The organism is Pseudomonas putida (assembly GCF_022627325.1).
Taxonomy (GTDB): domain Bacteria; phylum Pseudomonadota; class Gammaproteobacteria; order Pseudomonadales; family Pseudomonadaceae; genus Aquipseudomonas; species Aquipseudomonas putida_X.
Genome location: NZ_JAETZZ010000003.1, coordinates 287,067 through 300,234, shown reverse-complemented (window position 1 = coordinate 300,234; position 13,168 = coordinate 287,067). Strand labels below are relative to the sequence as shown.

General features: G+C 63.9%; 10 protein-coding genes. 3 read left to right on the top strand and 7 right to left on the bottom strand.

What is annotated here, in order from left to right:
* Positions 1-37: 37 nt before the first annotated feature.
* The 3 genes from JNA92_RS07100 (at position 38) to JNA92_RS07090 (ending at position 1,726) form a co-directional block, all read left to right on the top strand.
* Complete coding sequence (locus JNA92_RS07100; protein WP_241804036.1) at positions 38-538, top strand: M48 metallopeptidase family protein; 501 nt, start codon at positions 38-40, stop codon at positions 536-538.
* Positions 539-550: 12 nt separating this feature from the next.
* On the top strand, positions 551-847 hold the full coding sequence (locus JNA92_RS07095; RefSeq protein ID WP_241804035.1) for a winged helix-turn-helix domain-containing protein: 297 nt from the start codon (positions 551-553) through the stop codon (positions 845-847).
* A gap of 141 nt (positions 848-988) precedes the next feature.
* Positions 989-1,726, top strand: a complete 738-nt coding sequence (locus JNA92_RS07090; RefSeq protein WP_241804034.1) for a substrate-binding periplasmic protein — start codon at positions 989-991, stop codon at positions 1,724-1,726.
* Between the two features lie 22 nt (positions 1,727-1,748).
* Here the strand turns inward: JNA92_RS07090 and yccS are convergent, their stop codons facing one another.
* The 7 genes from yccS to JNA92_RS07055 all read right to left on the bottom strand — a co-directional run bounded on the left by yccS (position 1,749) and on the right by JNA92_RS07055 (position 12,955).
* Positions 1,749-3,932: a YccS family putative transporter gene (yccS, locus tag JNA92_RS07085; protein ID WP_241804125.1), complete on the bottom strand. Its 2,184-nt coding sequence runs from the start codon at positions 3,930-3,932 to the stop codon at positions 1,749-1,751.
* Positions 3,933-4,015: 83 nt separating this feature from the next.
* Positions 4,016-5,197 carry an NAD(P)/FAD-dependent oxidoreductase gene (locus JNA92_RS07080; protein ID WP_241804033.1) on the bottom strand — a complete coding sequence of 394 codons (1,182 nt, stop codon included), beginning with the start codon at positions 5,195-5,197 and terminating at the stop codon, positions 4,016-4,018.
* A 148-nt stretch (positions 5,198-5,345) separates the two neighbouring features.
* Positions 5,346-6,683 (bottom strand): ATP-dependent RNA helicase DbpA, encoded by a 1,338-nt coding sequence (gene dbpA / locus JNA92_RS07075; protein ID WP_241804124.1) that lies wholly within the window; start codon positions 6,681-6,683, stop codon positions 5,346-5,348.
* A gap of 112 nt (positions 6,684-6,795) precedes the next feature.
* Entirely contained in the window at positions 6,796-8,223 is a 1,428-nt protein-coding gene (gene mdtD / locus JNA92_RS07070) for a multidrug transporter subunit MdtD (RefSeq protein ID WP_241804032.1), read from the bottom strand.
* Positions 8,224-8,358: 135 nt separating this feature from the next.
* Positions 8,359-9,678 carry a TldD/PmbA family protein gene (locus tag JNA92_RS07065; RefSeq protein WP_241804031.1) on the bottom strand — a complete coding sequence of 440 codons (1,320 nt, stop codon included), beginning with the start codon at positions 9,676-9,678 and terminating at the stop codon, positions 8,359-8,361.
* Complete coding sequence (locus JNA92_RS07060) at positions 9,678-11,120, bottom strand: TldD/PmbA family protein (protein WP_241804030.1); 1,443 nt, start codon at positions 11,118-11,120, stop codon at positions 9,678-9,680. The genes JNA92_RS07065 and JNA92_RS07060 overlap by 1 nt, the downstream gene beginning before the upstream one ends.
* 32 nt (positions 11,121-11,152) lie before the next feature.
* Complete coding sequence (locus tag JNA92_RS07055; protein WP_241804029.1) at positions 11,153-12,955, bottom strand: acyl-CoA dehydrogenase; 1,803 nt, start codon at positions 12,953-12,955, stop codon at positions 11,153-11,155.
* Between the last annotated feature and the right edge of the window lie 213 nt (positions 12,956-13,168).

The window sequence follows — 13,168 nt, the reverse complement described above, 5'->3', positions numbered from 1 at the left end:
GGCTAGAATCGGCATTCGTTACGCCGAATGCCATGCCATGACCGTCTTACGCTATTTGCAAGCTTACCCGCCGCACCTGCAGGAGCAGGTGCAGTTGATGATCGACAGCGACCGCCTGGGTGACTACCTGCAGCGCCGCTATCCCGGTCGCCATGACGTGCAGAGCGACAAGGCGCTGTACGGCTACGCTCAGGATCTGCGCCAGCAGTACCTGCGCAGTGCGCCAAGCCTGGACAAGGTATTGTTCGACAACCGTCTGGACCTCACCCACCGTGCGCTCGGGCTCAATACTGCGGTATCGCGGGTGCAGGGGGGCAAGCTCAAGGCGAAGAAGGAAATCCGCATCGCCTCGCTGTTCAAGGAGGCCGCGCCGCAGTTCCTGCGCATGATCGTGGTACACGAGCTGGCGCACCTGCGCGAGCGTGACCACAGCAAAGCCTTCTATCAGCTTTGTCAGCATATGGAGCCGGACTACCACCAACTGGAATTCGACCTGCGCGTCTACCTGACCTATCGGGAGCTGCCGGGTAACCTGTAAGGATCACGCAGCATGGATGTGAGCAAGACCAAGAGCAGTTTCTATCGCCGCCTGTACGTGGCCTGGCTGATCGACAGCCAGACCGCTACCAGCGTGCCCGCCTTGATGGAAGCCACCGGCATGCCGCGCCGCACCGCGCAGGACACCATCGCTGCGCTGGCCGACCTGGACATTGTCTGCGAGTTCGAGCAGCAGGACGGGGCGCGCAACCACGCCGGGCATTATCGGATCCGTGACTGGGGAGCGATCGACAAGCAGTGGATCATCCGCCACCTACGCCAGATCAGGGAAGTGCTCGGCTACCCGTAAGTCTATGTGCCTCGGCCAAAATAGAGGCTAATTGACACTATTGGCCGCTGCCCTGTACGGCGGCTTTGTGTAGTCTCTCTACCAGCGTGATCGAAGACCGCCATCAACAGCCTGTGCCCCCTACTGCAAAAGGACTTGAGCATGCGGCCACTGTTTTGCGTTCTGGGAGTGTTGGCCGTAATGCTGGCGGCGCCAGCCCTGGGCCAGGCCAAGCTGCGGCTGGTGGCCGATACCTGGCCGCCGTTCACCGATGCCGGTATGCCCGGTGGTGGCCTTGCCACCAGCATCGTCACCACGGCGCTGGCGCGTGCAGGTTACCCCAGCGAGTACGAGGAAGTACCGTGGGCGCGGGCGCTGCTCGGGGTGAGCGAAGGCCGCTACGACGTACTGATCAATGCCTGGTACAACGATTCGCGCACCCGCATCGGCCAGTTTTCCAAGGCCTACCTGACCAACCGCATCCGTTTGCTCAAGCGCAAGGGTGACAGCTTCCGTTACAGCCGCCAGGCCGATCTGTACCCCTACAGCATTGCCGTGGTGCGTGATTATGCCTACTCACCGGCATTCGATAGCGACACCCGCTTACAAAAGGTGCCCGTACGCAACTTTTCCTCCGCCGTGCGCATGCTGGCTGCTGGGCGGGTAAACCTGGCGGTGGAAGATGAGTTCGTGGCGCGCTACAACCTGCAGCGCGAACCGGAGTCGGTGCGCAATGGGGTGGTGTTGGTCGAACCCGCGCTGGGCGAGAACACCCTGCATATCCTGGTCAGCCTCAAGCACCCGGAGCATCGGCAGATCGTCGAGCGATTCGAGCGCAGCATCGAAGCGATGAAGGCAGACGGCAGCTATGCACGGCTTCTGCGCCAGCATGGCTTTTGATCTGCGGCGCAGGCAAGAACGATCAGGCCGGTGAGCTCTCTTTGATCAAGTGCGCTGCCAAGGTGCGCAACGGCCCCAGCTGCCGGCAGATCAGCGCCAATTGGGTTTGCACCAATCGTTGATGTTCATCCAGTTCTTCGGGCATCTGCTCCAGCGTATTGGCCAAGGCTTCCTCTGCATCGCTGTGGATCGCCACGGGTAACCGCGCCGACAGGCCGTTGGCGATTTCGTCGAGGCTGGCGGCCAATGCCTGCCCCGCGCCCTCGATCAGCTGCTCATGGACTTCTGCCGGCAGCGCCGTATCACGGTGCGCCCCCAGCCCTGAGAGGTAGCTGAGCAAGGTATGCGACAGCACCAGGAAGCGGAAGCCCACATCGGCCTCCTTACGGAAGTGCCCCGGCTCCATGAGCATGTTGGCCAGGGTGGTGGACAGCGCTGCGTCGGCGTTGTGTGCGTTGCGCCGGGCCAGACGGTAGGCCAGGTCATCACGCTTGCCGTGGGCATACTGCTGCATGATTTGACGCAGGTACACACTGGCGCAGGCCAGGGTGTTGGCCAGCGCCTTGTTCAGGCGCCGGCCTTGCCAGTCGGGTAGGAACAGGAACACCGCGACGATGGCGATCAGGCTACCGACCAAGGTATCGAACAGCCGTGGCAGGAACAGGCCGTAGCCATCGCCGATCTGGTTGAAGCAGAACAGGATCATCAGTGTGATCGCCGCTGTGGCCAGGGTGTAGCGGGTGGTCCGGTTGACGAAGAACACCACCCCGGCCACCACTGCGAACGCCGATTGGATCAGCTGATTCGGGAACAGGTCGAACAGCGCCCAGCCAACGGTCAGGCCGATGGCTGTGCCGAAGATCCGCTGCACGAGCTTGCGCCGGGTCGCGCCATAGTTGGGCTGGCAGACGAACAGGGTGGTGAGGATGATCCAGTAGCCTTGGGTCGGGTGGATCAAGTGCACCATGCCGTAGCCCACCGACAGCGCCAACGACAGGCGCAGGGCATGGCGGAACAGCAGCGAGGTCGGTGTGAGCTGGGTGCGCAATCGCTTCCACACATCCTTGAGGTTGCGTGGCGAACGGTCGAGCAGGCTGCTGTCGCTGGCGTCGGCCAGGCTGTCCGGGTTGCTGGCGGCGCCAAGCAGGCGGTCCAGCGTGGCCAGGTTTGCCGCCAGGGCGCGTAGTGAGCGCAACAGCCCGCGCCAGGCGGGGTTGTTCTGGTTGCGCAGGTGCTCCAGCGAGGCGTTGAGGTCATCGAGGGCCTCGGCGAAGCCGGTGGCCAGAACGAACGGCTGGCGCAGCCGGATCGAGCGTGCCAGTTCCTGGCAGGACGCCCCTTGTTTGCGCAGCAGGCGCTGGCAGCGGAACATCACGTCGCTGTGGAAGAACGCCTCGGTCAGGGCGTTGTAAGGGTAGTGCGAGGCGCTCACCCGTTCGTGGATGTCCTGGGCCAGGAAGTACAGCTTCAGGTAGCGGCTGACCTTGGAGTTGGGTTGGCTGTTGCCGACCCGGTGCAGAATGATTTCCTTGGCGGCGTTCAGCGCGGCGACCACCTTGCCGTTTTGCCGGGCCAATGCCAGGCGCTGGGCTTCGACATCGAGTGTGCGAATCGGCTCGAACAAGCTGGCCTTGAGCTTGAGGTAGGTGCCCAGTTCGAAGAACAGTTTGGCCAGGCTCTGCTGTACCGGTTGGTTGGAGAACAGTGCCTGCCACACTACCGAGAGCAGGCCATACCAGGCGGCACCGGCCACCAGCAGCATTGGTTCATGCCAGAAGTCGCTGACTTCGCCGCCGCGCTGGTCCACGCCGATCATGGTGTACACCGACAGAATCAGCGTTGCCGACGCAATCGCTCCGTAGCGTTCACCCAGTGCGCCAAGCATGGTCAGGGAGAAGGCGGCCAAGGCCATGGAGATGGCGAAGATCCAGGGGTAGGGGAACAGCAGTTCCACCGAAATTGCAGCGATGGCGAAACACACCAGGGTGACGAGCAACGCGCTGAGGCGGCCTTGCCAGCTATCGTCGGTCTCGGCCAGCGCGCTAGCGATGATGCCGAGGAACAACGGGATGAGCAGGCTCATCTCGTTCTGGTACCAGCACCAGGCCATGCTGCCGGTGAGGGCGATGGTCACCCGGATGGCGTAGCTGAATTTGTCTTGACCCCACAGGCGACGCAATGACTGACGGAACGAACTCGATGACATGATGGCCTGCTGGCAGTGATCGAATGAATGCATTACGGCACGGACCAGCAAGAAGCGTTCCGTGCTGCTGAATGGATTCTACTCTACACGAACTGTGCTGCAGCGTTGGCTGATGCCCATGCCCATTGGAAATTGAAACCGCCCAGATGGCCGGTGACATCCAGCACCTCGCCAATGAAATAGAGGCTGGGGGATTTCAGCGATTCCATGGTTTTCGACGACACCTCGCGGGTATCGACGCCGCCCAAGGTGACTTCGGCGGTGCGATAGCCTTCGGTGCCTGCCGGTACCAGCTGCCAGGCGGCCAGTTTGTCGGCGATCTGCGCCAGCTCCGCCGGGGTGTACTGCTTCATGGGTTTTGATTCGAACCACTGTTCGGCCAGCAGGTTCGCCAGCTTGCGGGTGAACACCTCGCCCAAGACGGTCTTGATTTCCGCGTTGGCGCGCTCGGCCTGCTGCTGTTGCAGCCAGGCCAGTGCATCACGGTCGGGCAGCAGGTTGATTTCAACGGTGTCGCCGGCCTCCCAGAACGAGGAAATCTGCAGGATCGCCGGGCCGCTGAGGCCGCGGTGGGTGAACAACAGGTTCTCGCGGAAGCGGGTGCCGTTGCAGCTGGCTGTGCAATCGAGCGAGGTGCCCGACAGTTCGGTGCACAATGCCTTGAGTTGAGGCTCGGTGATGGTGAACGGCACCAGGCCTGCGCGGGTCGGTAGCAAGGTATGGCCGAACTGGCGGGCTACCTGATAGCCGAAGCCGGTCGCGCCCAACGTTGGGATCGACAGGCCACCGGTGGCGATCACCAGCGATTGGCAGGCGAACTGGCCGGCGCTGGTTTGCAGGAGATAGCCGTTTTCGGTCTTCTCGATCTGCTCGATGCTGGTGTTCATGCGCAGCTCGGCACCGGCTTCGTCGCATTCGGCCAGCAACATGTCGAGGATGTCGCTGGCCTTGTTGTCACAGAACAGCTGGCCGAGCTTCTTCTCGTGGTAGGGCACGCCATGCTTGGCCACCAGCTCGATGAAGTCCCATTGGGTGTAGCGGGCCAGGGCCGACTTGCAGAAATGTGCGTTCTGCGAAAGGAAGTTGGCCGGCTCGGTGTACATATTGGTGAAGTTGCAACGCCCGCCGCCCGACATGAGGATCTTCTTGCCGGGCTTGTTGGCATGGTCGAGCAGCAGCACCCGGCGGCCACGGCGGGCGCTGAGCTGGGCGCACATCAGGCCGGCGGCGCCGGCGCCGAGGATGATCACGTCGGTGGTGTGCACGGTGTTACCTCATTGCTGGTTCGGGGCCGCTGCGCGGCCATTGCCGGCAAGCCAGCAGCCACGGGCATCGCACAATGCCTGAGGCCTGTGGTGGTCCTGTGGGAACTGGCTTGCCGGCGATGGGCTGCAAAGCAGCCGCAAAAAAATGTCAGAGAATGCGGACTTTCAGGGCGCGGCCCTTGATCTTGCCACTGTTCAGCCGCTGCATCGCCTGCTTGGCCAACGCCCGCTCCACGGCCACGAAGGCCTGGAAGTCAAAGATGGCGATCTTGCCCACCTGCTTGCCCGGGATGCCGGCATCACCGGTCAGTGCACCCAGGATGTCACCCGGGCGCAGCTTGTCCTTGCGGCCTGCGGCGATACACAGCGTGGTCATGACCGGCAACAGCGGTTCGCCACCTTTGCTCTTCAAGCTGTCCAGCTGGTCCCAGCGCAGCGGGCTCTTTTGCAGTGCCTCGATGGCCTGGGCGCGATGGCCTTCGGCCGGTGCCACCAGGCTCACGGCAATGCCTTTCTCGCCGGCGCGACCGGTACGGCCGACGCGGTGCACGTGGATTTCGGCATCGCGCGCCAGCTCCACGTTGATGACCATGTCCAGGCCATCGATATCCAGACCGCGTGCAGCCACATCGGTGGCTACCAGCACCGAAGTGCTGCGGTTGGCGAACATCGTCAGCACTTGGTCACGGTCGCGCTGCTCGAGGTCGCCGTGCAGGGCCTGGGCCACAATGCCTTTGGCGGTGAGGTGGGCGACCACGTCTTCGCACTGCTGCTTGGTGAAGCAGAATGCCACGCAAGACTGCGGGCGGTAGTGGCCGAGCACGCGCGTGACGGCCTCCAGGCGCTGTTGCGGGTCGATCTCGATGAAGCGCTGTTCGATCTGGTTGTCGGTGTGCAGGCTCTCGACCTTGACCTGCTGCGGCTTGCGCATGAAGTCGGCGGCCAATTGCTCGATACCGGCCGGGTAAGTGGCGGAGAACAGCAGGGTCTGGCGGCGCGACGGGGTCTTGCCGATGATGCTGGCGATGGCGTCGAAAAAGCCCATGTCGAGCATACGGTCGGCTTCGTCCAGCACCAGGGTATTGAGCCCGTCGAGCACCAGGGTACCCTTGTCCAGGTGCTGCTGGATGCGCCCTGGGGTGCCGACGATGATGTGCGCGCCATGCTCCAGCGAAGCGATCTGCGGGCCCAGCGACACCCCACCGCACAGGGTGAGGATCTTGATGTTGTCTTCAGCGCGGGCCAGGCGGCGCAGCTCTTTGGCAACCTGGTCGGCAAGCTCGCGGGTGGGGCACAGAACCAGTGCCTGGCAACCGAAGTAACGCGGGTTGATCGGGTTGAGCAGGCCGATGCCGAAGGCAGCGGTCTTGCCGCTGCCGGTCTTGGCCTGGGCAATCAGGTCCTGGCCTCTGAGGATGACGGGCAGGCTCTGGGCCTGGATCGGCGTCATCGCGGCATAGCCGAGGGCGTCCAGGTTGGCCAGCATGGCGGCGGACAGCGGCAAGGTGGCAAAAGCGGTGGTTTCGGTGGTCACGAGGCGGGCCTGCGTTGCGAAGCGAAAAATGCCACGCAGTCTACCAGCCTCATGGCCATTCGCCCTAAGACTCCATGTGCTGTTCCGGACGACGGGCACGCCTTCCGTCCGTCGGCGACAGCTGCAGGAAGATCGCCGCCGCCAGCATGGCCATGATACCGATGGTCACGAAGGTCAGCTGGAAGGCGCCCAAGGTGGTGTCCACGCCATCGGCATTGCCAGCTGCGGTGAAACCGCCAAGCAGTGCGCCTGCGCAGGCTACGCCCAGGCTCAGCGACAGCTGCGCGACCACCGATAGCAGGCTGTTGCCGCTGCTGGCGCTGGCATCGTCGAGGTCGATCAGGGTTACCGTGTTCATGGCGGTGAACTGCATGGAATTCACCGCGCCCAGCAGGGCCAGTTGCACCAGCAGTACGGCATACGGGGTCTGCCCGTCGACCAGCCCCAGGCTGGCCAGCAGCAGGCCGAGCAGCACGGTGTTGCCGGTGAGGACGATCCGGTAGCCGAGCCGCTCGATCAGCGGCCGGGCAACGGACTTGGCGACCATCGCGGCCGCCGCCAGCGGGATCATGCTCATGCCGGCCTGCGCTGGCGAATAGCCCAGCGCCACCTGCAACAGTAACGGCACCAGGAACGGCAGGGCGCCGCTGCCCAGGCGGGCGAACAGGTTGCCCAGAATACCGATGGCGAAGGTGCGCACCCGGAACAGGCTGGGCGAGAACAGCGGTTCGGGATCGCGCCCGGCGCGCAGCCAGTAAGCCGCCAGGCATGCCATGCCGGCGAACAACAGCAGCATCACCCGCAGGTGCGGCAGGTGCAGCTCGCCCAGGCCTTCCATGGCGATGGTGATCAGCACCATCGCGGCGCCGAACAGCAGGAAGCCCGGCGTGTCGAAACGGGTCCGTTCGGCGCCGCGCAGGTCGGGGATGAACTTCCACACGGCGTAGCAGCCGATCAGGCCGACCGGCAGGTTGAGCAGGAAGATCCAGTGCCAGCTGAGAATTTCCACCAGCCAGCCGCCAACCGTCGGGCCCAGCAGCGGCCCCAGCAGGCCGGGGATGGTGATGAAACTCATGATGCGCACCAACTCGGTGCGCGGGTAGGCGCGCAGCACTACCAGCCGCCCGACCGGCAGCATCAGGGCGCCGCCCAGGCCCTGCACCACACGGGCAAAGATCAGGAAACCGAGGCTATTGGCGGCGGCGCACAGCAGCGAGCCGAAGCTGAACAGCAGGATGGCACTGAAGAAGATGCGTTTGGTGCCGAAGCGGTCGGCGATCCAGCCCGAGGCGGGGATCAGCAGGGCCACGGTGAGCATGTAGGCGATGATCACACCCTGCATGCGCAGCGGGTCTTCGGCCAGCGAGCGGGCCATGGCTGGCAGCGCGGTGTTGAGGATGGTGCCGTCCAAGGACTGCATGAAGAAAGCGATGGCCACCACCCAGGGGATCCAGCGGGCGGTGGTGGGGTCTAGCGGGGTGCGTTCGGGCATACGAACCTCAATGTTCAGTGTTGCCTGTCCTGGCCTCATCGCCGGCAAGCCGGCCCCACAGGTACTGCAGCAGGTCCGGTGCCTGTGCTGAATCTGTGGCAGCCGGCTTGTCGGCGATGGGGCCGGGAGAGCCGATCACAATGTCAGAGTCAGGCCTTTGACCAGTGCCCCGGGCAAATGACTCGACCCAGTGCTGCGCTGTCCATAGGTGCTGGTCGACAGGATCATTTCCCGCTCACAGGTCAGGTCTTCCAGCTGGCTCCCCAGCACGTTGTACAGGCTGTCATCGAAACGCATGGTGCTTACCGGCCCCTGGATCTGACCGTTTTCCACCCAGAAGGTCGCGAAGCGGGTGAGCCCGGTCATGCGCGCTGCCGGCAGGTCCGAGTAGTTCAGGTACCACAGGTTGCTGATGTACAGGCCAGTACCCAACCGCGCCAGGATGTCTGCGTTGGCAAGATTTCCCGCTGCCAGGCTGAGGGCGCAGGGCGATTCGTAGCTGTCTGCGCCATTGGCCAGCAACTCGAACTCAGCAGCGCTGCGGGCACTGATCAGCCGTTGCTGCGCCTGTCCTTGCTGAATCAACGGCACATCCAGGCGCGGTGAGCCTTCATCGGAAAACGCCGGGCTCAACGAACCGCTGACTTGCTCGGAGAAGCTCACCAGCGGGCTAAGCCGCGCATCGCCGTTGTACAGGCGCTGCAAGGCACTGTTGCCAGTCGCCAGGGCCTGCGCGGAAAAACCGCCCCAACACAGCATGCCGGCGATCTCGTCCATCGCTGCCGGCGCCAGGAAAGCGCGGTAGTTGCCCGGCTTGAGGGTGACCGCCGGGCGCCCGAGAAAGCCCAACTGCTCCCGCGCCTGGCGCAGGCGTGCGCTGAAGTCGTCGGCGCTCCACGACTGGCCGGCATAGTTGGCCTTCACCGCCTCGCCGTTTGGGTGGAACAGGCTCCAATCGAAGTTGAAGCTGTTGGCCTGGTGCCAGCCGAAGGCGCCGAACGAGCTGGCGAAGCCTCGGCAGATCGGGCCCGCGGCGTATATACCGACCAGGTCGAGGTCACCGGCTTCATGCTCCAGCAGCGCCAGCACATCGCTCAGGTCTGGCAGCGCCTGCGCTTGTTGGCTGTGGCTGTGCCAGGCGCTCTCGTCCAGGCGCAGGTAAGGGTCGACGGCGAGCAGTGGCAGTGTCTGGCGCAGCTGCTGCAGCGCATCCGCCAGGCGTTGGCGATCCCGCTGCGCATCGCCGCTCAAGGTCACTTGCTGTTCGGCCTGGCGGCCATCGCGGATCAGCCGCAGTTGCGCGCTGGCCTGGCTCACTTCGCCGGCCTGGCGGACCTTGGCGTGGTTGAAACGCACGAATTGCGACTGCTCGGCGCTGTAGCTCAGGGTGAACTGCTCGCCCGCGTGCAGGGCGGCGCGCACGTCCCCGACCAGGGTTTCGAAAGCCTGTTTCATCACGCGTCTCCTCCGAATACGTCGATCTGGCGGAACACGCAGGCCGGCGAGGCGTGCCCTACGCGCACCACCTGGTTGGGTTCGCCCTTGCCGCAGTTGGGCGTGCCCAGCACCTGGAAGGTGCTGCGGTCGCCGACTGCCGACAGGTTGCGCCAGAACTGCGCAGAGATGCCGCGGTAATTCGGGTTCTTGACGATGCCCTTGAGCTGGCCGTTCTCGATCAGTTGGCCCCATTCGCAGCCGAACTGAAACTTGTTGCGCGCATCGTCGATGGACCAGGAACGGTTGGTACGCATCAGGATGCCGTGCTCGATGCCTCCCATCAGTTGCTCGAGAGACTGGTCGCCCGGCTCGATGTTGAGGTTGGCCATGCGGTCGATGGGTGCCCGGTTCCAGCCGCAGGCGCGGCTGTTGGCCACGCCGTCCAGGCCGGAGCGGAACTGCGACAGCGCCCCGCCCAGCGGGCGCAGCAGCAGGCCGTCGCGGATCAGGAACTGCTTGCTGGCGGCACTGCCGTCGTCATCGAAGCTGTAACTGGCCAGCTCTTCGCCGATGGTTGGGTCGAAGGTCACGTTGAGCAGGCTGGAACCGTACTGCAGGTGGCCGAAGTCGCTGGCGTTGACGAAGCTGGTGCCGGCGTAGTTGCGTTCGTCACCGAGGATGCGGTCCATCTCCAGTGGGTGGCCAATGGATTCGTGGATCTGCAGCATCATCTGGTCGGGCATCAACAGCAGGTCGCGCGGGCCGCTGGGGGTGTTCGGGGCCAGCAGCAATTGCAGTGCCTCGTCGGCTACCCGGCTGGCCGCGCCGACCAGGCCACAACGCTCGATGATTTCGAAACCACCCTGCTGGCCGAAGTTGTCACGGCCAAGGCTGCGGCTTTGGCTGTCCTGGCCATCGCTGGCCGTTACGCCAAGGCCTGGGAACAGAAAACGTTGGGCATGGCGCAGTTCGGCGCCGGCGGAGTTGAGGTAGGTTTGCTCGACCAGGCTCAAGCCCAGGCTGGCCTGCCAGTCCACCAGGCGGCTGTCCTTGGGCACGCTGGCCGATTCGGCGGCGAGCAGGCCCAGGCAATCGGCAAGGCTGGGGACGGGCTGGTCGAAGTTGGGCGAGACATGATCGTGGCGTGCGCTGGCCACGGGCTGGTCGCGCAGGTCCAGCAGGCTGTGCCGGGCGATCTGCCGGGCCAGCGTCTCGGCTTGCTCCAGGGCGCGCTGCAGCCCAGCCTGGGACAGGTCGGCCGTCGCCGCATAGGCCTCCACGCCATTGACCCGCACGCTGAGCATGGCGCCTTCGTCCAGGCTGAAGCATGGCGGTTCGGCGACATTGCGGCGAACCGACAGCGCTTGGTGCGACTGTTTTACATGGCGTAGGGAAAACAACTCGGCCGTACTGCGCAGCGCAGCAAAGCGCTGGCGCAGCAGGGCGCTGGAATCGAACATGCGCAAGCCTCCGTGTACACGGTGGCTCCCCCTTAGAACCACTCGTCCTGCATGGCGAGGCAAGTGGTGTCGCGCGCCTCGAGCAATGCCAGCTCATTATGGCAGCCTGGTACTTCCCAAGTCAGGAAATAACGGGCTGCCTGCAGTTTGCCCAGGTAGAAGTCGCGGTCTGCGGCATTGCCCTTGAGCAGGCCAAGTTCGGCATGTATCGCTTGCTCCAGCCAGCGCCAGCCGATCACGCAATGGCCAAAGGCCTTGAGGTACAGCGCCGAGTTGGCAAGGGCGTCGGCAACCTGGCCTTGGGCAAGATCACCCAGCAGGGCAAGGGTCACGGCTTGCAGGCGACTGACCAGTTGCTCGAGGGGTTGGCGCAAGGTATCAAGATTGGGGTGGTGGCTGGCGCGCTCCGCGGTGCTGGCGATCAACCGAATCAGCTGCTTGAGGCCGGCGCCATTGTTTTGCGCCAGCTTGCGTCCGAGCAGGTCTAGCGACTGGATGCCCTCGGTGCCTTCGTGGATCGGGTTCAGGCGGTTGTCGCGGTAGTACTGCTCCACCGGGTATTCGCGGGTGTAGCCGTGGCCGCCGAGGATCTGAATCGCCAGTTCGTTGGCCTTGAGGCAGAAGGTCGATGGCCAGGACTTGACGATCGGGGTCAGCAGGTCGAGCAGTTGCTGGGCTTGAGCGCGGCCGTTTTCGTCGCTGGCGGTGTGGGTGTCGTCGAACAGCCGCGCGGCGTACAGGCCCAGGTCGAAGGCACCTTCCACGTAGGCCTTCTGCGCCAGCAGCATGCGCTTGACGTCGGTGTGGCTGATGATTGGAACCGCAGCGCTTTGAGGATCCTTGTTATCCGGCAACCGCCCCTGGGGCCGTTGGCGCGCGTATTCCAACGCGTACAGGTAGCCGGCGTAACCGAGCATGACCGCGCCCATACCGACACCGATACGTGCCTCGTTCATCATCTGGAACATGCAGGCCAGGCCCTGGTGCGGCTGGCCCACCAGATAGCCGACACACTGCCCGTTATCGCCGAAGTTCAGCGCGGTGGACGTGGTGCCGCGCCAGCCCATCTTGTGGAACAACCCGGCCAGCAGCACGTCGTTGCGTTCGCCACGGCTACCGTCCTGATTGACCAGGAATTTCGGGACGATGAACAGCGAAATGCCTTTCACCCCGGCTGGTGCATCGGGCAGCTTGGCCAGGACCATGTGCACGATGTTTTCCGACAGTTCGTGGTCGCCGCCGGAAATGAAGATCTTGTTGCCTTTGATCCGGTAGCTGCCATCGCCGGCAGGTTCGGCACGGGTGCGGATATCGGCCAGCGACGAGCCGGCGTGCGGTTCGGTCAGCGCCATGGTGCCGAAGTAGCGCCCCTCGATCATCGGCTGCAGGAACAGACGTTTCTGCTCATCGCTGCCGAAGCTTTCGATCAGGTTGGCCGCGCCCATGGTCAGGAACGGGTAGGCCGTGGTGCCGGCGTTGGCGGCCTGGAAGTGGGCAAAGCAGGCTTGCGAGACCAGGCTGGGCAGCTGCATGCCGCCGACTTCGAAGTCGCGGTTGGCATTGAGGAAGCCTGCTTCGAGAAAGGCATCGACCGCCGGTTTCACCTCGGGGATCAGTTCGGCGCGGCCATCCACATAGCGCGGCTCGTTTTCATCGGCCTTGCGGTTGTGCGGGGCGAAGTACTTTTCGGCGATGGTGCGGGCGGTGGTCAGCGCGGCGTCGAACGTTTCGCGGCTGTGCTCGGCGAAGCGCGGGCGCTGGGTCAGGGCTTCTGCGTCGAGCACCTCAAAGAGTTCGAAGGCGAGGTTGCGGGGGCTGAGCAGGGTCTCGGGCATGGTGGCGGTCCTGAGGCGGGATGCTGCGAGTGTAGGGAATCGGCTGGTGAGGGGGGAGATTGATAAGTTTGGGTGATATGGGTTCAAAACGAGGAATGGGACGCGTGTTTGGCGTGGGTGTGGAGCATTTCAACGTTATACGCTGAGAGAAATTTCCCACCACATTCCTCTGTTTCGAGACAGGCAAAAAAAGGAGAGCCGAAGCTCTCCTTT